Here is a 19398-nt window from a genome sequence, read left to right on the forward strand (position 1 = left end):
CTAGAGCAGCACTTCGACGGTGCTACGCCGCCTCGTGCGCCAGGTCGGCGGGGGACGGCCGTGCGAGTAGCGATTGCGCCAGCGTGAAACTTCTTACGATCGCTTCGAACGCCTGCTCCTGCAGTGCCGGGGACGGCACGCGCAATGCGTAAGCCGGGTGATAGCTGGCGATCAGCCAGCGTCCATCGACGTGCACCGGCTGGTTCAGCATCCCGGTCAGGTCGACGGTACTGGCATGCAGCAGCGACTTGAGCGCAGTTGCACCGAGCGCGATCACGACTTCCGGCTTCCGTTGTGCCAGTTCCTGCTCCAGCCACGGACGGCAGGCGGCCATCTCCTGCTGCGCGGGCGTCTTGTGCAGGCGCCGCTTGCCGCGTGGCTCGTGCTTGAAGTGCTTGACCGCGTTCGTCAGGTACAGCGCGTCGCGCGCGACGTCGGCCCTGCGCAGCGCGCGATCGAGCAGCGCACCGGCGGGGCCAACGAACGGGCGGCCCGCCAGGTCCTCCAGATCGCCCGGCTGCTCGCCCACCACCATGATGCGCGCGTCCCGCGGACCGCAGCCCGGCACGGCCTGGGTCGCCTGCCGCCACAGCGGGCAGCGCCGGCAGGCGTCGAGATCCGAGGGCAGGGCGCGTTCGGGTTGCGCGCGCTCGGCGGCGATCGCAATGCGCGCGCCTTCGCGTGCGCCCACTGCCTGTGCCTGCGCGGTGATGCGGGCGCCGCGCGCAGCATCGCTCACCAGTTGCGGAATCAGTCGTGCTTCCGGCATCAGCTTCCAGTAGCGCGCCGGCATATGCTGTTCCATCGCGGCCGTGTTCAGGCGCGCGGGATTGAAGATGCTGCGGTAGTAGGCCAGCCACAAGCCTTCGCCTGCATCCTCGATCTCTTCGATCCGCTGCGCGGGCGGTCCCTCGTGCAAGCGTTCGCCATCCCACAGCATGCTGCCTTCCGGCGTGGCGATCAGGAACGTCGCGCCGCCCATGCGCCGGGCGAAATGGGCCGCGATCTCGTCCAGGATATCGTGGCGCGGCTCGAACCAGCTGACAAAACGCGGCGCACCGACGGTAGGCGGACGCTCGCGGAAGCGAAGGAAGGCATGCATCTTGTGCGTATCGATACGGACTGCCCGGGCCATGCGATACAGGCGTTCGCCGTCGATGTCGGCTTCGGACATGACCTCCCGTTCGCCCGCGCACCAGCGCCACAACACTCGGTACAGCAAGGACCAGCGGTCCGGCGCGCGGAACCGGGCGGCGGACCGCAGCAGGTCCAGCACATGGCGCGGCACGCGCGCCGATGCGCCAGCGTGCGCGGCTTCGGCAGGTTCGGCGGCGCCGCGCTGCGCCTGCGCGAACAGGCCGGCGTCTTCGGCATCGATCCACTCCACCGCATGCGGCGCGACGCCCCGGTGCAGCAGGGAGCGTGCGGCACTTCGCCAGCCGGCAAAGTTCGTTGCATGCGCGGTCACCTGCGTCATGCCGCCGCCAGTGCCGGCCACAGGTCGAGCTGGCGCTCGGGCTGTTCCGCGAGGGCCGTGCGCAATGCCGACGACGGCGCCCCGTCGTTGTGCGGGCGGTAGTCGGCGGTGACGATGAACGGCTTGAGCTTGTCCATCGAGCAGCGCAAGCGCGCAAGGTCCGCATAGCGCACGCGGCGCAGGCGGCGCAGCGCGACGATACGTTTGGCGTTGCGCAGGCCGATGCCGGGCACGCGCGCAATCATCGCCGCCTCGGCGCGGTTCAGGTCAAGCGGAAAACACTCGCGGTGCGCAAGCGCCCAGGCCAGCTTGGGGTCGATATCGAGCGCCAGGTTGCCGCTGTCCGGCAGCAGTTCGCGCGCCCCGAAGCCGTAGCCGCGCAACAGGAAATCGGCCTGGTACAGCCGGTGTTCGCGCAGCAGCGGCGGCGGACGCCGGGGTAGCGCGCTGGGGCTTTGCGGGATAGGGCTGAACGCGGAGTAGTAGACACGCTTCAGGCGGTAGCCGCCGTACAGCGTCTCGGCGGTTGTCAGGATCGTGGCGTCGTCGGCGGCGTCGGCGCCGACGATCATCTGCGTGCTCTGGCCGGCGGGGGCGAAGCGGGGCGCCTTCGGCTCCTCGCGCTTTTCGTCGAGCCGCCTGCGGATCGATCCCATGGCCACCTTGATGGTGGAAACCCGCTTTTCCGGCGCCAGCGCCTGCAGGCTGTCCTCCGTCGGCAGTTCGATGTTCACGCTCAGGCGATCGGCATAGCGTCCCGCCTCCTCGATCAGCAGCGGGTCGGCGTCGGGAATGGTCTTCAGGTGGATGTAGCCGCGGAACTGGTGCTCTTCGCGCAAGGTCTTCGCCACCAGCACCAGCTGCTCCATCGTGTAATTGGCCGAGCGGATCACGCCCGAGCTGAGGAACAGGCCGTCGATGTAGTTGCGCAGGTAAAACCCGACCGTGAGCTTGACCACCTCCTCGACCGCAAAGCGCGCGCGCGGCACGTCGCTGCTGCGGCGGTTCACGCAGTACTGGCAGTCGTAGACGCAGAAATTGGTCAGCAGGATCTTCAGCAGGGATACGCAGCGTCCATCCGGCGTGTAGCTGTGGCAGATGCCGTTGCCGGTCGTCGCCCCGAGTCCGGTCTTGTGCTGCGAGCTGCGCTTGGGCGCGCCGCTCGACGCGCAGGAAGCGTCGTACTTCGCGGCGTCGGCCAGGATCTCCAGCTTGTCGAGTAACTCCATTTGCCCTCCCGCGCCAGTGCGCGAATACTGTTCATCCGTACAGCATTATAGGGAAGGGACGGACAGGCTGCTCGACAAAAACGGGGATTTGTTCCGGTGTTTGCAATGTGCAAAAACCGGCAGCGGGAGGGTTGTCACGGCGTCACCGCCGTCACGGTTGCTGCCAGCACAATGTGTATTGTGCAGCCTGACGTTCAGGCAAGAAGTCGGCTGCCAACGCGTGCCGCTCCTTCGGCAGAGCTGACAGCCGCCGCGTTTCCTGGCCTGAGCTGCCAGGCTGTATCGCGCTGCGGCGCGCTGCCGCCGGGCGGGGACACCGCGGCCGGTGGCGAGTATCCGCAGGCGGAGGATTTTCCGAATCCTGCAACGCGGGAAGGCGATCACGCCGTCCCGTCCCGGACGCGGTCCTTGCTGCCTACTGCTTCTGCTGCTTCTGTTCCGCCAGCAATTTCAGCACTGCCTGTGCTGCCTCGACGGAGGAAGCGGGATTCTGGCCCGTGATCAGCATGCCGTCGATCTGCACGTAGGACGACCAGTCCGGCCCCTTCGAATAATTGCCGCCGCTCTGCCGCAGCGCATCCTCGACCAGGAAAGGCACGACCTTCGTCAGGCCGGCCGCTTCCTCCTCCGTGTTGGTGAAGCCGGTGACGTGGCGTCCCTCGACCAGCGGCTTGCCGTCGTGGCGCTTCGCGTGACGCAGTACACCCGGGGCATGGCAGACCGCCGCAACCGGCTTGCCGGCGGCAAACATGCTCTGGATCATGGTCAGCGAGTCGGCATCATTCGTCAGGTCCCAGAGCGGCCCGTGACCGCCGGGATAGAACACGGCGTCGAATTCCTCGTGGGAGACGCTGGACAGCAGCACGGTATTGGCCAGCGCCTCTTGCGCCTGCTTGTCCGCCTGGAAGCGCCGGGTGGCCTCGGTCTGCGAATCGGGTTCGTCGCTTTTCGGATCGAGCGGCGGCCGGCCGCCCTTGGGCGAGGCCAGCGTCACATGCGCGCCGGCATCCTTGAACACATAGTAGGGCGCTGCAAGTTCTTCCAGCCAGAAGCCGGTCTTCTTGCCGGTGTCGCCGAGTTGGTCATGGGAGGTCAGGACGAACAGGATATTCATCTTTTTTCCTTGTTAGGTAGGCAATACGCTGGTAGATATCGCGTGCAGGCGGAAGTTCATCCGGCCGCGGTGTCGTCCACCAGGCTCGGCGGCGCCTCCGGCAATGGCTGGCCGAGCGGAATGTGAATGATCAGGGTAGTGCCCCTGCCGGGCGCGCTGTCGATCCGGAACTCGCCGTTCAACGCATGCACCCGTTCCTCGACGCCGACCAGGCCGAACGAGTTGCCGGACTTGCGCTGGGTCGGCACGATCCCGATGCCGTTGTCGGTGATCTTCAGCACCAGCTGCGCATCCGCCTGGTACAGGTCGACCAGGACATAGGTCGCGTTCGCATGGCGGATCACGTTGGTCAGCGATTCCTGCAGGATGCGGAAGAGGGATGTGGCCAGGTTGTCGTCGACCTCGAGGTCGCGCTCGTCCATCCGCAGCTCGCAGCCGATGCCGGTGCGCCGGCGGAATTCGGCGACCTGCCACTCGAAGGCGGCGGTCAGGCCGAGGTCGAGCACCGCCGGGCGCAGGTTGTTGATGATGGTCCGGATCGTCCTGACCGTCGCATCGATCTGCTCCAGCGCGCTGCGCACCTTCTCGTTCAGCCGCGGATGACCGCGCGCGGTGCGCGCCTCCAGCATCGATACATCGATGCGTAGCGCCAGCAGCGTCTGCCCGAGCTCGTCGTGGATCTCGCGTGCAATCCGCTTGCGCTCCTCCTCCTTCACCCGGTCCTGGTAGGCGGTCAGCTCGCGCAGCAGCTCGCGCGAGCGCTGCAGCGCCTCCACGGTCTCCTTGCGGTCGCTGATGTCCATGATGGTGCCGCGCAGTAGCGGCATCTGCCCGTCGTGGCCGAGGCGAGCGATCAGGTGCACCCAGCGCGTGCTGCCGTCGAGGCGGGAGATGCGGTGTTCCGCGTTGAACTCCTCCTCGCCGGCGAGGGCGCGGTTGAGGCCGGCGCGCACGACCTGGCGGTCGTCCGCATGCACGCGGCGCAGGAAGTCGTCGTATTTCTGGTGCGTGCGGAAATGGCTCATGCCGAAGATGCGGCTGGTCTCCGCCGACCAGTGCATCGTCTTGGTGTTCGGCTCCAGCGTCCAGCTGCCGAGATGGGCCATGTGCTGCGCTTCCGCCAGGCTTGCCTCGCTGTTGCGCAGGTCGTGCGTCATCTCGCGGGCGAGTTCCACCGCGCGGCCGCGGGCGGTCATCATCGAGTAGTAGATCGCGTAGAGAAGGGTACTGCCGGCAATCCCGCCGATCAGCATGATCCAGGGCAGCGTCAGGTCGAAGTCGCTGGCGAAGGCGTGGCGCCCGGCGCTGAATTCGGCTTCCCAGATGCGCGGGCCGACGTTCAGCATCACCCGCCTGACATGGGCGTCATGCGCCGCGGGATCGACGCCGGCGCCGCTGTCGAACAGCAGGCGCTCGGGATCGACCGTGCCGCTGACCGGCTGCCTGCCGGTGCCGCCGTCGAACACCCTTACCCGCATGTTCGCCAGCGTGTGCTCATCCAGCGCGCCCGCCATCAGCAGCGTGAGGTCGATGCCGGCGCCGACCGATCCGAGGTAGGCATTGCGGCGGTCGGCGACGGTTTCCAGCGGCATCGCGCTGCGGTACAGCGGAATGCGGATCGCCAAGCCGACGTGGTCCTGCGGCAGCTTCATGTGGATCAACCGTCCGGATGACGTGATCTGTCCGGAATCGCGCGAGACCGACAAGGCGTCGGCCGCCCGCGGGTTCGCCATCAGGTCGAGGCCGAAGGCGGCGTCGTCGGCGCTGGTCGGTTCGAGATAGGTCAGTATCTCGTACTCGTCCCGCCGGCCGGCGGGACGGATGTCGAAGGACGGGTAGCCGCCCGGCGCGATGCTCGTGTCGTTGCGCACGGCTGCGACAAAGTCGTCGATCCCGGCTTCGGTGACCCGTTGGGCGAAGTTCAGGTTGTCGATGCCGGGGAAGCTTTTTTCCAGGTCGAGCTGGCGGACATAGGCGACGAATTCGGCGCGGCTGACATCGTTCCGGGAGGCGAACAGCGCGGCGGCGCCGCGCAGCACGTCGACGTGGGAGCGCACGCGGGTCTGGATGGAGAGGCGGGCATTGTCCGCGTGATAGTTGAATTGCGCCTCGGTCTTTTCATCGACCACGCGAACGACGAGCAGGTACAGCATCAGGGAGACTGCCACGCCGAACCACCATGCAGTGGAGGTGAACAGCGACATGAAAAAGCGCTTGGAAATTCGCATCTCGGGTCGTCAGGTCTTATCGCCGTTCGCGGCGCACCCTGCCAGTGTATTACGGTTTGCCGCCGATGGCGCCTGCCGCGTCGCCCGCGCCCGGCCTTGGCCCTTGCCACCGCTTCCGGCATCCCGGTGCCGGGCTTTTGCAGCTTGAGGCCGGTCAAACCCCGTGCCCTTATGCAAGAGGCCGGGCGGCGCGACGAAATCCGGCGCGGCATCGCGACTTGCGAATAGAATTACCTGGTCTTCAACCCGTGCAGCCCGTCCGCCATGCCGACCGTCGATCCCCGCCGTCTCCTGCTTGACATGTATGCCGCCGCGGTGGAGGCGGTCAGCCCCGCGCGCTGCCTGCCGGACTTCCTGCCGCCGCCGCCAACGGGACGCACGATCGTGATCGGCGCGGGCAAGGGCGCCGCCGCCATGGCCAAGACCGTGGAGGACCACTGGCAGGGCGAGATCGGGGGCCTGGTCGTGACGCGCTACGGGCACGGCAGCGACTGCCGGCGCATCGAAGTGGTGGAAGCGGCACATCCGGTACCCGACGAAGCCGGGCGCGAGGCGGCGGGCCGCATGATGGGGCTGGTGCGGGGGCTGCGGGAGGAGGACCTGGTGCTGTGCCTGATTTCCGGAGGCGGCTCGGCGCTGCTGGCGTTGCCCGCGCCGGGCATCAGCCTGGAGCAGAAGCAGGCGATCAACAAGGCGCTGCTGCGGAGCGGCGCGAATATCGGCGAGATGAACTGCGTGCGCAAGCACCTGTCGGCCATCAAGGGCGGCCGCCTTGCGCTGGCGTGTGCGCCGGCCAGGGTGATCACGCTGCTGATTTCCGATGTGCCCGGCGACGATCCCGGCGTGATCGCCAGCGGCCCGACCCTGCCCGACCCGACCACCTGCGGGGAGGCGCTCGCCATCCTGCGCAAGTATCACATCGAGATACCGGAAGCAGTGGAGCGACACCTGCTGTCGGGCGACGGCGAGACGCCGAAACCGGGAGACGCGCGCTTCGCCCGCAATACCCATCATGTGACGGCCACGGCCCAGCAGGCGCTGGACGCGGCGGCGGAGGTGGCCAGGCGCGCCGGCATCACGCCATTCATCCTGTCCGACGACATCGAGGGCGAGGCGCGCGACGTCGGACTGGTGCACGCCGCCCTTGCGCGCCAGGTCGCCCTGCGCAACCAGCCGTTTCCCCGCCCCTGCGTGCTGCTGTCGGGCGGCGAGACCACCGTCACCGTGCGCGGCGACGGACGCGGCGGGCGCAACGTCGAATTCCTGCTCAGCCTGGCGGCGGCGCTCGACGGACTCGACGGGGTGCATGCGCTCGCGTGCGACACCGACGGCATCGACGGCTCCGAGGACAATGCGGGCGCGCTGTACGGGCCCGACACCCTGCGCCGCGCGCTGGAACGCGGCCTGCGGCCGAGGGCGATGCTCGACAATAACGACGGCTACGCCTTCTTCGCAGCGCTGGGCGACCTGGTGGTCAGCGGCCCGACCCGCACCAACGTCAACGACTTCCGGGCAATCCTTATCCTGTAGCCGGCCGCGTCGCCGGACGGCGTCAGCGCGGCCGGAAATGGCGGAGGAAGTCGAGGAAGACGCGGGCCGACAGGTCGGCATCGTCGGCGGTCATCGTCTCCAGCGGGTTGTGGCTGATGCCGCCATTCCCGCAGCGGGTGAACAGCATGGCCACGTCCGTAACCGCCGCCATCGCCATCGCATCATGGCCGGCCCCCGAGCTGAGCAGGAAGGGTTCGACGCCGGCACGGCGGACGGCACCGGCTAGCTGGTCCATCAGCCAGGGCGCGCAGGGCACGGCCGCGGCCGTCAGCAGCGGCTCCAGGCGCCATGCGATCCCGCGCCGGGCACAGATGCCCTCGACCTCCCGCAGGATGTCGGCGACCGCGGCGTCGCGCGTCGCGTCGTCCGCCGCGCGGATATCGAGCGACAGCCGGCAGGCCCCCGGCACCACGTTGACGGATCCGCCGGGCACGTGCAGCTGGCCGACGGTGCCGACCAGCGACGGCGCCTGCGCGCAGCGCCGCTCGACGAACAGCACGATCTCGGCCGCCGCCGCCGCGGCGTCCCGGCGCATCGCCATCGGCGTGGTGCCGGCATGACTCGCGACCCCGTCCAGCGACAGCTGGTAGCGGCTACTGCCGGCGATGGCGGTCACGACGCCGACCGGCAACCCGTGCTCCAGCAGTACCGGTCCCTGTTCGATATGCACTTCGACAAAGCCGAGCAGGTCTTCCGGACGGCGCGCGATCGCGGCGATGGCGCCCGGATCGTGGCCGGCGTCGAGCAACGCGGCGCGCATGCTGGCGCCTTCCGCATCCCGCCGGTCCAGCAAGCCCATGTCGAAGCGTCCGGCGATGGCGTTGCTGCCCAGGAAAGTGCTCCTGAACCGCACGCCTTCCTCTTCCGAAAAGCCGACGACCTCGAGATGGAAGGGCAGGCGCTCGCCGCGCGCGTGCAGGTGGCGCACGACCGCGATCGGCAGCAGGATGCCTTCGCGGCCGTCGTACTTGCCGCCGTTGCGCACGGTGTCATAGTGCGACCCGGTCATCAGCGTGCGCGCATCCGGCCGGTCCGAGGCATAGCGCCCGACCACGTTGCCGACCGCGTCGATGTGCACCTCCATGCCGGCCTCGCGCATCCATGCCGCGAGCTGCGCCGCGGTCTTGCGGTGGGCGGCGGTCAGGTAGGCGCAGGTCAGTCCCTGGGCGTCGTCGCTCCACGCGCCCAGCGTCTCCGCCCATGCCATGATGGTGTTGCCGAGCGCCGGCACATGGCCGAACAGCGCGTTCAGGCGCAACTCGGCGATGCGATGGATCTGCCGCAGCGCTTCCGCCATCTCGTCCGCACGGCCGTTGTTCACGCGCCGTGCGAAGGTGGCGATGATCTCCTGCCGCGCAAGCCCGGTGCCCAGCGGACCTTTCACGGCAAGTATGAAAGGAAAGCCGAACTTCGCGTTGTACCCGGCGTTCAGCCGGTGCAGCGTCTCGAACTCCTCCGGGCTGCATTGGTGCAGGCCGGCGTTCGCCTGCTCCCCCGTCGATTCCTTCGTCAGTGCGCCGGCAATCGCCGCCTTGCCCGCGAGTTCCGGATGCGCCCGGATCAGGTCGAGCTGCGCCTGCTCGCCCGCCGCGGCGACCGTGCGCTGCAAGGCCTGCTTGAGGGCGTCCAGCGAGGCAAACGGACGGGCCGCCGCGGCCCCGGCGGGAATCCAGGGCGAGTGTTCATAGATGCCGTGCAGCGCCGCCGAGAAAGCCTCTGCGCTGCAGCCGTTGAGCTGTTCGAGGGTAAGCGTCATGCCGGCTGCTCCGCGAAAGGGTGGGTGGCGCGCCAGTGCCGTGCGATGTCGATGCGCCGGGCGACCCACACCTTGTCATGCGACTGCACATAGTCGAGAAAACGGGCCAGCGCCGCCGCACGGCCGGGGCGTCCCGCCAGCCTGCAATGCAGGCCGACCGACATCATCTTCGGCCGGTCCAGGCCTTCCGGGTCGCCTTCCTGGTACAGCACGTCGAACGCGTCCTTCAGGTAGTCGAAGAACTGGGTGCCGGAATTGAAGCCCTGCATCGCGGCGAACCGCATGTCGTTGGCATCGAGCGTGTAGGGTACGATCAGTTGCGGCCGGACCGCCGGCCGGCCGTCGGCGTCGGTGAAACGCACCTGCTCCCAGAAGGGCAGGTCGTCGCCGTAGCAGTCGGCGTCGTAGACAAAGCCGCCGTGCTCCATCACCAGCCGCCGGGTGTTGGGCGAGTCGCGGCCGGTGTACCAGCCGAGCGGCGCGGCGCCGGTCATCTCGCGGATGATCTGCACCGCCTCCCGCATGTGCGCCCGCTCGGTCGCCTCGTCCACCTGCTGGTAGCTGATCCAGCGCAGTCCATGGCAGGCGATCTCGTGGTCCAGCTGGAGGAAGGCGGACACCGCCTCCGGGTTGCGCTTGAGCGCCATCGCGACGCCGAACACGGTGAGCGGCATGCGGCGTGCCTCGAACATCCGCAGCAGCCGCCAGAGCCCGGCGCGTGCACCGTATTCATAGATCGATTCCATGCTCATGTGCCGCATCTCGAACGCCTGCGCGCCGATGATCTCGGACAGGAAGGTCTCCGACGCCCTGTCCCCGTGCAGCACGCAGTTCTCGCCGCCCTCCTCGTAATTGAGCACGAACTGGACGGCGATGCGGGCGCCGCCGGGCCACCTGGCATGCGGCGGCTTCGGGCCGTAGCCCTTCAGGTCGCGGGGATAGTTGCTGTAGGTATCGGACACGGATGGCCTTGCGCGGGATGGAATGAGGGATGAGACGGATGGTAAAGCGTGCTGCCGCCGGCGATATATGGCGACGCTGATAACAGGGCTGGCCGGCCGGATATACCGGGCCCTGCTGCGCTGCTATCTCGACAACAGCGCGCGCGCGGTGCTGCCCACCAGTTCGCGCAGCCACTTGTGCTCCGGCGCCTGGTGCACGCGCTGGTGCCAGAGCTGGTAGAAGCGCATCGGCGGAAACTTGACCGGCACCTTGAAGACCTTCAGCGGCAGGTTCTTCTCGTAGAAACGCATGAACTGGCGACCGGTCGTCATCACCAGGTCGGTGCGGGTCAGCATATACGGAATCATCCCGAAATACGCCGACTCCACCACCACGTTGCGGTGCAGTCCCTGCTTGTCGAGCCAGGACTCGATCACGCCGTAGTACCCGGGCAGCATCTGCGACGGCGCCACGTGCGGCAGCGACAGGTAGTCCGGCAAGCTCATCTTGTCGGGGTCGGTGCGCAGCGCGTACGCGCAGTCGGCCCGCATCATGCAGGCGATCTCGTCCTCGAACAGCTTGGACATGTGCAGGTGGGCCGGCGGCTCATCCCAGTTGGCGATGACGATGTCGAGTTCGCCGTCGGACAGCAGCTTCAGGTAGTTGATCTCCGGCCCCAGGCCGTGGATCACCACCCGGCTCTTCGGCGATTCCCGCCTTACGGCGGCAACGACGCTGGGCAGGAACTGGCTGTCGAGGTAGTCGGGTGCGGCGATGTGGAAGCTGCGCGCCTGCTGCTGCGGCGCGAAGGCGACCTTCTGCGTGAACAGGCGCTCGGCTTCGTCGAGGATGCGCTTGGCCGGCTTCATCAGGCTTTCGCCGTGCTGCGTCGGTACCATGCCGCGGGCGCCGCGCACCAGCAGGGGGTCCCCGGTCAGCTCGCGCAGCTTGCGCAGCGAGGCCGAGATGGATGGCTGGGGCTGGTTGAGTTTCAGCGCGACCCGGGAAACGTTTTTTTCCGACAACAGCAGGTACAGGATGCGTATCAGGTGGATATCCAGGTGGTCCGGCAAGCCTGCCATGGCTTTCCTCTTATAAGGATTCTCGTATTTCAAATATACTTGATGGCCGATGTCGGTAGCTAGCGGAAACGCTATCTTCGACATCGGGTCTATTGGTCGCAGCGGCGCTTTCGACAGTGCGCGACCACCGGGGAAAGCATGCTTCCCCCCTCGTCTGAAGCGCCCGCGGAGGCAGACGAGCTTTCACATGGGGAATGCATGGAAGCCTTGCTGCTCAACTACGGCGTTGAATGGCTGAACCTGCTGGTGCGCTGGCTGCACGTCATCACCGGCATCGCCTGGATCGGCGCCTCCTTCTATTTCGTCTGGCTCGACAATACGATCCGCCCGCCCAGGCCCGGCTCCGACCTTGAGAAGGCCGGCGTGTCCGGCGAGCTGTGGGCGGTGCACGGGGGCGGGTTCTACAATCCGCAGAAATACCTGGTGGCGCCGAAGCAGCTGCCGCAGGACCTGCACTGGTTCAAATGGGAGGCGTACAGCACCTGGCTGTCAGGCTTCGCGCTGCTCGTCATCGTGTACTACTTCAACGCATCGGCGATGATGATAGACCGCTCGGTGGCCGACCTCGCGCCCTGGCAGGCAGTCGCCGTCGGGCTGGGCACGCTGGTGATCGGCTGGACCGTCTACGACCTGCTGTGCCGGTCCCCGCTCGGCAGCCGGGAAGGCCTGCTCGGCATTGTGATGTTCCTGCTGATCGTGCTTGCCGCCTACATCCTGTCGACGCTGCTCAGCGGGCGCGCGGCCTACCTGCACGTCGGCGCCATGATCGGCACCATCATGGTGGGCAACGTGCTGATGCTGATCATCCCCGGCCAGCGCAAGATGGTCGAGGCGATGAAGGCGGGCAGGGCGCCCGACCCGGTCCACGGGCTGCGCGGCAAGCAGCGCAGCGTCCACAACAACTACTTCACGCTGCCGGTGCTGTTCATCATGATCAGCAACCACTATGCGATGACCTACAACCATCGCTACAACTGGCTGGTGCTGGCGGTGATCATGGCGGCCGGCGTGTTGATCCGCCATTTCTTCAACCTGAGGCACAAGGGCCGCATCGCCTGGGGCTATCCGGCCGCCGGCACGGCGCTGCTGTTCGGCCTGGCCGTCGCCATCGCGCCGCGGCCGCCGATGCAGGCGCCGCAGGCGGGTCCCGCAGCAGCGGCAGCAAAGGTGGACGCGGCGGCGCTGCAGCCGGTGATTGCCCAACGCTGCGCGACCTGCCATGCCGACCGGCCGACGCAGCCGGGCTTTGCGTCGGCGCCGGCAGGCGTGATGCTGCATACGCCGGACCTGGTGCGCCAGCATGCGCAGCGGGTCTACCAGCAGACGGTGCAGCTGAAGGCCATGCCGCTCGGGAACCTGACCGGGATGACGGACGAAGAGCGCGCGCTGGTCGCGCGCTGGTTCGAGGCCGGCGCCCGCTGAGGCAGGCCGCGCAGGACAATCACACGGACAACGGAAACATAATGACTACCTTGCTTATTGACGGATTCACCCTCACCGCGGAACAGGTCGTCGCGATCGCGCGCGATCCTTCCCTCCGCGTCGGCCTTGCGGATTCCTCCCGCGCCGCGCTGAAGCAGAGCCGCGACTACATCGAGTCGACCTGGATGCACGACGAGGCGCCGATGATGTACAGCTTCAATACCGGCGTCGGCCTGCTGAAGGACACCCGGATCAAGGTCGAGCACATCGGCCTGTTCCAGACGCAGATGATCAAGGCGCATGCCGCCGGCATGGGCGAGCCGTTCCCGGAAGAGGTCAGCCGCGCCACCATGCTGCTGCGCGCGAATGCGTTTGCCAGCAACTACTCGGCGCCGCGGGTCGAGGTGGTGGACCGGTTGCTGGACTTCCTGAATGCCGGCATTCATCCGGTGATGCCGCAGAAGGGCTCCGTCGGAGCGTCCGGCGACCTCGCGCCCCTGGCCTACCTGGCGGCGGCGATCGCCGGTTTTCCGCAGGCCGAGGTGATCTACCGCGGCCAGCGCATGACCGCGCCCGAAGCGATCGCGCAGGCCGGCATCGCCCCGGTCGCGTTCGCGCTCAAGGCCAAGGATGCGTCGGCCCTGATCAACGGCTGCACCGTGTCGCTGGCCGTCGCCGTGCTGGCCGCCCGCGATGCGCGCGACATGCTGGCGGACGCCTGCCTGTCGCTCGGCCTCACGCTGGAGGCGCTGCGGGCCGAAATGTCCGCCTTCGACGAGCGCATCCACCGCGCGCGTCCGCATCCCGGCCAGGTGCGCACCGCGGCCATCGTCCGCAAGCTGCTGCAGGGTTCCACCCGTACCACCCACGCCGCCCGCGCCGTCCAGTTCCCGGAGGAGTCGCGGCGCACCGACATCCCGTACACGCCGCGCATCCAGGACGTGTACTCGCTGCGCTGCGCGCCGCAGGTCTACGGCCCGGTGTTCGACGCGCTCGCCTACGTCGACACCATCATCGGCAATGAAATCAACGCCGCCACCGACAACCCGCTGATCTTCGACAAGGAGGGCGGCGGCTTCGAGATCATCTCCGGCGGCAATTTCCACGGCCAGTACCTGGCGCAGGCAATGGATCTGCTGGCGATGGCGGTGACCGACCTGGGCAGCATCTGCGAGCGCCGCATCGCGCGCCTGATCGACCCGACGCTGTCCTGGGGATTGCCGCGCAACCTGATGACCGGCATCCGGGGCGTCAACACCGGCTACCCGGTAGTGCAATGCTCGATGAGCGCGCTGGTGATGGAGAACCGGACCCTGTGCATGCCGGGCAGCGTCGACAGCATCCCGGCCAAGGGGAACAGCGAAGACCATATCTCCAATTCCACCTGGTGCGCGCGCAAGGCGGCGACCGTCGTGGCCAACACCCAGTACATCGTCGGCGTCGAGATGCTCGTCGCCGCGCAGGGCCTAACGCTGACCGAACCGCTGCTGCCGGGCTTCGTGCTGGGGCAGGGCACGCAGGCGGCGTATGACGAGATTCGCCGCCAGATCCCGGCCTGCCTCGACGGCGACCGCTGGTTCCATGACGACATCGCGGTCGCGCGTTCCTTCGTGCAGACCGGCTCGGTGCGCAACGCCGTGGAGAAGAAGATCGGCAGCTTTGCCTGAGGTCCGGCCGGGTCCCTGCTAGCCGAGCTGGACGCCGACGTCGAACGATCCTGCATAGCCCTTGCCCTGCTCGCGCAGGGCGAGCATCAGCTCCCGCCCGCTGCGGCGGTAGATGCCGTCCGACCGGTTGATGCGGTCGCGCGGGCTGCGCCTGGCGTAGGGCGCCTGCGCCATCACGCTGTCGGTGACGGCGTCGTCGAAGTAGAGCTGCGAGGTGAGCTCGTACGGCTTTCCGTTCTTGCCGCGCGCGATCACCTTGAAGTGGATGTGCACCGTGCGGCCGGGATACCAGCCCGGATAGATGGTGCGGAAGCGCGCGATGCCGTTGGCATCGGTACGCTGGTAGCCGCGCAGGTACATCGAGCGGCTGCCGTCGATGCCGGAGTAGTTGCCGTCCGCGTCGGCGTGCCAGACATGCACGATCGCTCCCTTCAAGGGCGTGCAGACGGTCGCTTCGGCCGCCTGCACGCGCAGTTGCAGCGCCAGCGGCACGCCGTTGCGCCGGCTGCCGTCCGACGGATCGCTGCGCAGGTCGCTGCGGTTGAGCCGGTGGTCGAGGAAGTACGGGCCCTCGGTCTGTTCCGCGGTGATCACGCAGGCCGGGCGGCCGGCCGGTGCGGGTTGCGCCTGACCGCGCGGCGCGGCCACCGCGGCGGCGAGGGCGATCAGGGTGCGGCGTCGCGCCTGGCTGGGTGCGTCCTTCATCATGCATTCCTCCTTGGTAGAACAGGGGGATTTTAGCGCCGGCGGCTGCGCGCGGCGCTGTGCAGCAGGAGGCCGGCGCCGAAGGCGGCGTACACCAGGAACAGCGATGGCCGGGACAGGTGGGCCTCGTAGCCGGGATTCAGGCGCTGGGGGACCACCTTGTAGTCGACGAAGCAGGCCAGGGCCGCCACGGTCGCGGCGCCGCCGGCGGCGACGGCCAGTTCGCCCCGGTCCGCGCGCTCGCCAAACCATTTCTCGTAGAAAACAGCCCAGAAGGTGGCGGACGCGTGGTGGATGCCGTAGCCCAGCGCCGTGTAGCGCCCGCTCGGCCCGTCCCGCCGCTTGGCCCGCTCGCCCCACAGCCAGTGGCTGGTGGCGTTGGTCGGCGCATAGGACGAGCCGCTTTCCTTCCGGCCGCGGCGGCTGATGGCAATGGTCGAGAGGATGCTGGCGCTGCTTCCTGAAAGGATCGCGTCGCCCAGCGCCTGGCGCCAGGTTTTCATGGTTTTCCTTCGCGGCTGGAGGTGGATGAACTCGGGGCTGGGCTTCCCGGTCGTAGTTGTACTATTTGTGACGCAGAAAGAGGGAAACCGGTTCCCGTCAACAGGGAGAACATCTTGGTCGTGCTGCTCACCGGCGCAAGCGGCTTCATCGGAAGACACGTGGCGGACGCGCTGGCGGCGGCCGGACACGAGGTGGTATGCGCGGTGCGCGACCCGTCCCGCCTGCACGATGCCCGTTTCCGCCATGTCCAGGCGGATTTCACACGCGACTTCGCGGCGGCCGATTGGCTGCCCCGCCTGGCCGGCGTCGACGCGGTGATCAACGCCGTCGGCATCATCCGCGAAACCGGCGGCCAGACCTTCGAGGCCATTCATGACCGCGCGCCGCGCGCCCTGTTTGCCGCCTGCGTCGAGGCGGGGGTGCAGCGGGTGGTCCAGGTCTCGGCGCTCGGCGCGGACGCGCAGGCGCAAAGCCAATACCACTTGAGCAAGAAGCGGGCGGACGACTTCCTGCGCAGCCTGCCGCTGCCGTCGGTGATCATCCAGCCGTCGCTGGTCTTCGGCGCCGGCGGCACCAGCGCCCGGCTGTTCACCACCATCGCCAGCCTGCCGCTGGTCGGGCTGCCCGGCGCGGGTCGGCAGCAGGTGCAGCCGGTGCATCTCGACGACGTGGTCGCGTCCGTCGTGGCGGCCCTGGAGGCGGCCCCGCGGGAGGGCAGCCTGACCGTGCCGGTCGTCGGTCCCCGGCCGATGGCATTGCGCGATTTCTTCGGCGGCCTGCGGCGGGCGATGGGCATGGGGCGGGCGCTCTTCGTGCCGACGCCGATGCCGCTGGTCAGGCTGGGCGCCGCCGCCGGCAGTCGGCTGCCGTCCAGCCTGCTGGACCCGGAAACCCTGCAGATGCTCGAACGCGGCAATACCGGCAACGCGGCGCCGCTGACCGCATTGCTGGGAAGGTCGCCGCGGCCGCTCGAGCGGTTCATTCCCGCGGCCGACGTTCCGTCGGTCCGCCTGCGCGCGCAGCTCGGCTGGCTGCTGCCGCTGCTGCGCATCAGCATCGCACTGGTCTGGATCGTGACCGGCATCGTGTCGCTCGGCCTGTATCCGGTGCAGGACAGCTATGCGCTGCTGGGGCGTACCGGCATCCCGCCGGTGCTGCAGCCGCTGATGCTGTACGGCGCGGCGCTGCTCGACTTCGCATTCGGCGTCGGCACCCTGGCCCTGCGCGGGAAATGGCGGCGACGACTGTGGCTGGCGCAATTCGCGCTGATCCTGTTCTACACCTTCATCATCACCTGGCGCCTGCCGGAGTTCTGGTTGCATCCCTATGGCCCGTTGCTGAAGAACCTGCCAATGCTGGCGGCGATCTGGCTGCTGTTCGAACTGGAGGAAAAACGCTGATGGACTACGTGACCCTGAAGTGGCTGCATATCATGTCCTCGACGTTCCTGTTCGGCACCGGGGTCGGCTCCGCCTTCTACATGCTGTTTGCCAGCCTCGCGCGCGACGTGCGGGCGGTCGCCTTCGTCACCCGCTACGTGGTGATCGCCGACTGGCTGTTCACGGCGACGACGGCGGTCATCCAGCCGCTGACCGGCTGGCTGCTGATCCGGACCGCCGGCTTCCCGATGAACAGCCGCTGGATCATGTGGTCGATCGGCCTGTACGCGCTCGCCATCGCCTGCTGGCTGCCGGTGGTGTGGCTGCAGATGCGGCTGCGGGACGTGGCGGCACGGGCCGCCGCCGCCGGCCAGCCGCTGCCGCCCGAATACTGGCGCTACCTGCGGATCTGGGTGCTGCTCGGCATCCCGGCGTTCTTCGCCTTCGTGATCATCTTCTACCTGATGGTAGCCAAGCCGGCGTGAGCGGCCCGGCAGGAAAGGCAAGTTCGCGTAAGATGATGGCCGCATCGACTTTCCGCACCTGCCATGACTGAATTCTCCAAGGATATCTACACCGAACCCCGCTTCGACCCCGATACCCTCGCCAACCTCGGCCCGCTGCGCGGCATGGCCGGCGTCTGGGAAGGCACGCGCGGGCTGGACATCAAGCCCAAGGCCGACGGCGCGCGCAAGCAGGCCTTCGTGGAGCGCTTCGAGCTGCAGCCGATCGATCCCCAGACCAACGGGCCGCAGCTGTTCTACGGCTTGCGCTACCACCAGCACGCGCGCAAGCCGGGCGAGGCCAAGACCTACCATGACCAGATCGGCTACTTCCTGTGGGAGCCGGCGACCGGCAGCATCATCCAGACGGTGGCGATCCCGCGCGGGCAGGTCGCCATGGCGGTCGGACAGGCGGCGGCCGACGCCGCCAGCTTCGAGCTGGTCGCCACCAAGGGCCATGCCAGTTTCGGCATCTGCTCCAACCCGTTCATCGCCCATGCGTTCGACACGCTGGAATACAGGATCAAGGTAACCATCAACGACGACGGCACCTGGTCCTACGACGAAGACGTCGTGATGATGATCCGCGGCCAGCAGGAGCCTTTCCACCACAAGGACCGCAACACCTTGCACCGGGTCGGCGAGCCCTTGCCCAACCCCGCGGTGCGCGGGTGAGATGAGACCGGAAATGGAGAACACGGACGACAGCCCCGCGCTGCAGCCGGAACGGCCCTGGATCGCGCTGCACACCACCTACGACGTCGAAGCCTGGATAGACAGCTACAACCGCGACCTGCAGCGGGCGGTGGATCCGAGGAACACCACCGGCTGCGGCATTTGCTTCATCCTCGCGCATGGCGGCGAGATCTACCTGCATACGAATGCCGACGGCGACGTGCTGCTCGACGTGACGCCGGAGGCGGAGTGGGTGGGGCCGTTGATCACCGCCGCCACGCGGGTGCCGGCGCCGCCGTCGCAGATCTGGTCGCTGCCGGGGGACGCCTTGACGGCACTCGTGCTAGGCCTGAGCCCGCTGGTCGCGGCCACGCGCATCGTGCCACGGCATGACTACAGGGTGAGGAAGTACTGAGGGTGGAAAGACATGGAGGCGGATGAAGCCTCCGCCACGCCTGCGGGCCCGGCATGCCAGTGCTGGTCCGCGAACACAACGGCACCGTCGGGGCGTTCCGACCGGACGAGCAGCATGCGTTGGCCGTCGACCAGGCCGAGCCATTCGGGATCAAGTGGGCTGCGCCACTGCGAACGGAAGAATATCAATTTCCCATTGTCGTGCCACTGCGCCATCTTGCTTCTGAAACGGTCCGGATACTGGTTAGCAGGACAGGCGATGTTTGCCCAAGGATCGCAAATCGCAATGTCTGACGGCCATTCCCTCATGCTTTTTCCCAGCATGCCATCCGGAAGCAAGCCGACCAGCGTCACCGCGTGCAGACCGCCGAGCCCAAGCCGCGAGATGTGCAACGCCGGGTCCAGCTCCGATAGCTTGTCCTCCGCCGCTTGGGCCAGCGAATCGCAGACCTGGCTGCGCGCGCGCCAGACACGGCTCGAGAACGGGCGCGTATCCACGGACTGCGGAGCGCCGAGCGAAGGGTCCTCGTGCTCTGCCCGGCGAAGACGCAGGTTTTCCTCGAGCGGGTCCTTGAACATGCTGAACTTGTTCCAGGATTTCACGGCGCCTTCCCTGCAGTACAGGTCCGCGCGGACATAGCGGAGTGCGTCAGTGGCGAAAAGCAGGTTGAACGCCCCGGGCCATACCTCGCAGGCCGGGACGGCGCCGGGATCCGATTGCGCGGGCGCTCCGCTGACGACGTCGCTGGC

The 19398-nt window shown here is 67.8% G+C and carries 17 protein-coding genes; 7 read left to right on the plus strand and 10 right to left on the minus strand.

The genetic code is table 11. The features are described 5' to 3' along the window. Positions 1–22: 22 nt before the first annotated feature. The 4 genes from VIM12_RS17815 to VIM12_RS17830 all read right to left on the minus strand — a co-directional run bounded on the left by VIM12_RS17815 (position 23) and on the right by VIM12_RS17830 (position 6048). The gene (locus tag VIM12_RS17815) at positions 23–1477 is read right to left on the minus strand and encodes a UdgX family uracil-DNA binding protein (RefSeq protein ID WP_331943155.1); all 1455 of its coding nucleotides are present in this window, start codon (positions 1475–1477) and stop codon (positions 23–25) included. After that, on the minus strand, positions 1474–2706 hold the full coding sequence (locus VIM12_RS17820; RefSeq protein ID WP_331943157.1) for a putative DNA modification/repair radical SAM protein: 1233 nt from the start codon (positions 2704–2706) through the stop codon (positions 1474–1476). The genes VIM12_RS17815 and VIM12_RS17820 overlap by 4 nt, the downstream gene beginning before the upstream one ends. A gap of 415 nt (positions 2707–3121) precedes the next feature. Beyond that, positions 3122–3820, minus strand: coding sequence for a type 1 glutamine amidotransferase domain-containing protein (locus VIM12_RS17825; protein ID WP_331943159.1), 699 nt, complete (start codon positions 3818–3820; stop codon positions 3122–3124). Between the two features lie 56 nt (positions 3821–3876). Continuing rightward, entirely contained in the window at positions 3877–6048 is a 2172-nt protein-coding gene (locus VIM12_RS17830; RefSeq protein WP_331943161.1) for a CHASE domain-containing protein, read from the minus strand. A gap of 264 nt (positions 6049–6312) precedes the next feature. Between VIM12_RS17830 and VIM12_RS17835 the strand changes: the two genes are divergently transcribed. Next, on the plus strand, positions 6313–7578 hold the full coding sequence (locus VIM12_RS17835; protein ID WP_331943163.1) for a glycerate kinase: 1266 nt from the start codon (positions 6313–6315) through the stop codon (positions 7576–7578). Positions 7579–7600: 22 nt separating this feature from the next. Here VIM12_RS17835 and VIM12_RS17840 read toward each other — a convergent pair whose 3' ends face one another. The 3 genes from VIM12_RS17840 to VIM12_RS17850 form a co-directional block, all read right to left on the minus strand. Then, positions 7601–9355 carry an allantoate amidohydrolase gene (locus VIM12_RS17840; protein ID WP_331943165.1) on the minus strand — a complete coding sequence of 585 codons (1755 nt, stop codon included), beginning with the start codon at positions 9353–9355 and terminating at the stop codon, positions 7601–7603. Then, complete coding sequence (puuE, locus tag VIM12_RS17845; protein ID WP_331943167.1) at positions 9352–10317, minus strand: allantoinase PuuE; 966 nt, start codon at positions 10315–10317, stop codon at positions 9352–9354. The genes VIM12_RS17840 and puuE overlap by 4 nt, the downstream gene beginning before the upstream one ends. Before the next feature lie 123 nt (positions 10318–10440). Beyond that, positions 10441–11379, minus strand: a complete 939-nt coding sequence (locus VIM12_RS17850; RefSeq protein ID WP_331943169.1) for a LysR family transcriptional regulator — start codon at positions 11377–11379, stop codon at positions 10441–10443. Positions 11380–11577: 198 nt separating this feature from the next. Here VIM12_RS17850 and VIM12_RS17855 point away from each other — a divergent pair, with 198 nt between their 5' ends. Both VIM12_RS17855 and VIM12_RS17860 read left to right on the plus strand, forming a co-directional pair. Next, complete coding sequence (locus VIM12_RS17855) at positions 11578–12801, plus strand: urate hydroxylase PuuD (protein ID WP_331943171.1); 1224 nt, start codon at positions 11578–11580, stop codon at positions 12799–12801. Positions 12802–12842: 41 nt separating this feature from the next. Further along, positions 12843–14468 (plus strand): aromatic amino acid ammonia-lyase, encoded by a 1626-nt coding sequence (locus VIM12_RS17860; protein WP_331943173.1) that lies wholly within the window; start codon positions 12843–12845, stop codon positions 14466–14468. An 18-nt stretch (positions 14469–14486) separates the two neighbouring features. On the opposite strand, the gene VIM12_RS17865 is transcribed toward VIM12_RS17860, so the two are convergent. Both VIM12_RS17865 and VIM12_RS17870 read right to left on the minus strand, forming a co-directional pair. After that, positions 14487–15176, minus strand: coding sequence for an intradiol ring-cleavage dioxygenase (locus VIM12_RS17865; RefSeq protein WP_331943175.1), 690 nt, complete (start codon positions 15174–15176; stop codon positions 14487–14489). A gap of 29 nt (positions 15177–15205) precedes the next feature. Beyond that, positions 15206–15676: a hypothetical protein gene (locus VIM12_RS17870; protein WP_331943177.1), complete on the minus strand. Its 471-nt coding sequence runs from the start codon at positions 15674–15676 to the stop codon at positions 15206–15208. Between the two features lie 120 nt (positions 15677–15796). Between VIM12_RS17870 and VIM12_RS17875 the strand changes: the two genes are divergently transcribed. The 4 genes from VIM12_RS17875 (at position 15797) to VIM12_RS17890 (ending at position 18649) form a co-directional block, all read left to right on the plus strand. Continuing rightward, positions 15797–17077, plus strand: coding sequence for an SDR family oxidoreductase (locus tag VIM12_RS17875; RefSeq protein ID WP_331943878.1), 1281 nt, complete (start codon positions 15797–15799; stop codon positions 17075–17077). Next, on the plus strand, positions 17077–17541 hold the full coding sequence (locus tag VIM12_RS17880; protein WP_331943179.1) for a DUF2269 domain-containing protein: 465 nt from the start codon (positions 17077–17079) through the stop codon (positions 17539–17541). Before VIM12_RS17875 ends, VIM12_RS17880 begins: the two co-directional genes overlap by 1 nt. 63 nt (positions 17542–17604) lie before the next feature. Beyond that, positions 17605–18234: an FABP family protein gene (locus tag VIM12_RS17885; RefSeq protein ID WP_331943181.1), complete on the plus strand. Its 630-nt coding sequence runs from the start codon at positions 17605–17607 to the stop codon at positions 18232–18234. Positions 18235–18247: 13 nt separating this feature from the next. Then, on the plus strand, positions 18248–18649 hold the full coding sequence (locus tag VIM12_RS17890; protein WP_331943183.1) for a hypothetical protein: 402 nt from the start codon (positions 18248–18250) through the stop codon (positions 18647–18649). Here the strand turns inward: VIM12_RS17890 and VIM12_RS17895 are convergent. Then, positions 18628–19251 (minus strand): hypothetical protein, encoded by a 624-nt coding sequence (locus tag VIM12_RS17895; protein ID WP_331943185.1) that lies wholly within the window; start codon positions 19249–19251, stop codon positions 18628–18630. The genes VIM12_RS17890 and VIM12_RS17895 overlap by 22 nt on opposite strands. Positions 19252–19398: the final 147 nt, after the last annotated feature.

The sequence above is a fragment of the Noviherbaspirillum sp. genome, from assembly GCF_036563305.1.
Classification (GTDB): Bacteria; Pseudomonadota; Gammaproteobacteria; order Burkholderiales; family Burkholderiaceae_D; genus Noviherbaspirillum.

Excerpts from the sequence above, each read along its gene's own strand:
- VIM12_RS17835 (WP_331943163.1), top strand. The coding sequence starts at position 6,313 with ATGCCGACCGTCGATCCCCGCCGTCTCCTGCTTGACATGTATGCCGCC.
- VIM12_RS17880 (WP_331943179.1), top strand. The coding sequence starts at position 17,077 with ATGGACTACGTGACCCTGAAGTGGCTGCATATCATGTCCTCGACGTTC.
- VIM12_RS17850 (WP_331943169.1), bottom strand. The coding sequence starts at position 11,379 with ATGGCAGGCTTGCCGGACCACCTGGATATCCACCTGATACGCATCCTG.
- VIM12_RS17820 (WP_331943157.1), bottom strand. The coding sequence starts at position 2,706 with ATGGAGTTACTCGACAAGCTGGAGATCCTGGCCGACGCCGCGAAGTAC.
- VIM12_RS17825 (WP_331943159.1), bottom strand. The coding sequence starts at position 3,820 with ATGAATATCCTGTTCGTCCTGACCTCCCATGACCAACTCGGCGACACC.
- VIM12_RS17865 (WP_331943175.1), bottom strand. The coding sequence starts at position 15,176 with ATGATGAAGGACGCACCCAGCCAGGCGCGACGCCGCACCCTGATCGCC.
- VIM12_RS17860 (WP_331943173.1), top strand. The coding sequence starts at position 12,843 with ATGACTACCTTGCTTATTGACGGATTCACCCTCACCGCGGAACAGGTC.
- VIM12_RS17885 (WP_331943181.1), top strand. The coding sequence starts at position 17,605 with ATGACTGAATTCTCCAAGGATATCTACACCGAACCCCGCTTCGACCCC.
- VIM12_RS17815 (WP_331943155.1), bottom strand. The coding sequence starts at position 1,477 with ATGACGCAGGTGACCGCGCATGCAACGAACTTTGCCGGCTGGCGAAGT.
- VIM12_RS17840 (WP_331943165.1), bottom strand. The coding sequence starts at position 9,355 with ATGACGCTTACCCTCGAACAGCTCAACGGCTGCAGCGCAGAGGCTTTC.
- VIM12_RS17870 (WP_331943177.1), bottom strand. The coding sequence starts at position 15,676 with ATGAAAACCTGGCGCCAGGCGCTGGGCGACGCGATCCTTTCAGGAAGC.
- VIM12_RS17830 (WP_331943161.1), bottom strand. The coding sequence starts at position 6,048 with ATGCGAATTTCCAAGCGCTTTTTCATGTCGCTGTTCACCTCCACTGCA.
- VIM12_RS17890 (WP_331943183.1), top strand. The coding sequence starts at position 18,248 with ATGGAGAACACGGACGACAGCCCCGCGCTGCAGCCGGAACGGCCCTGG.
- VIM12_RS17855 (WP_331943171.1), top strand. The coding sequence starts at position 11,578 with ATGGAAGCCTTGCTGCTCAACTACGGCGTTGAATGGCTGAACCTGCTG.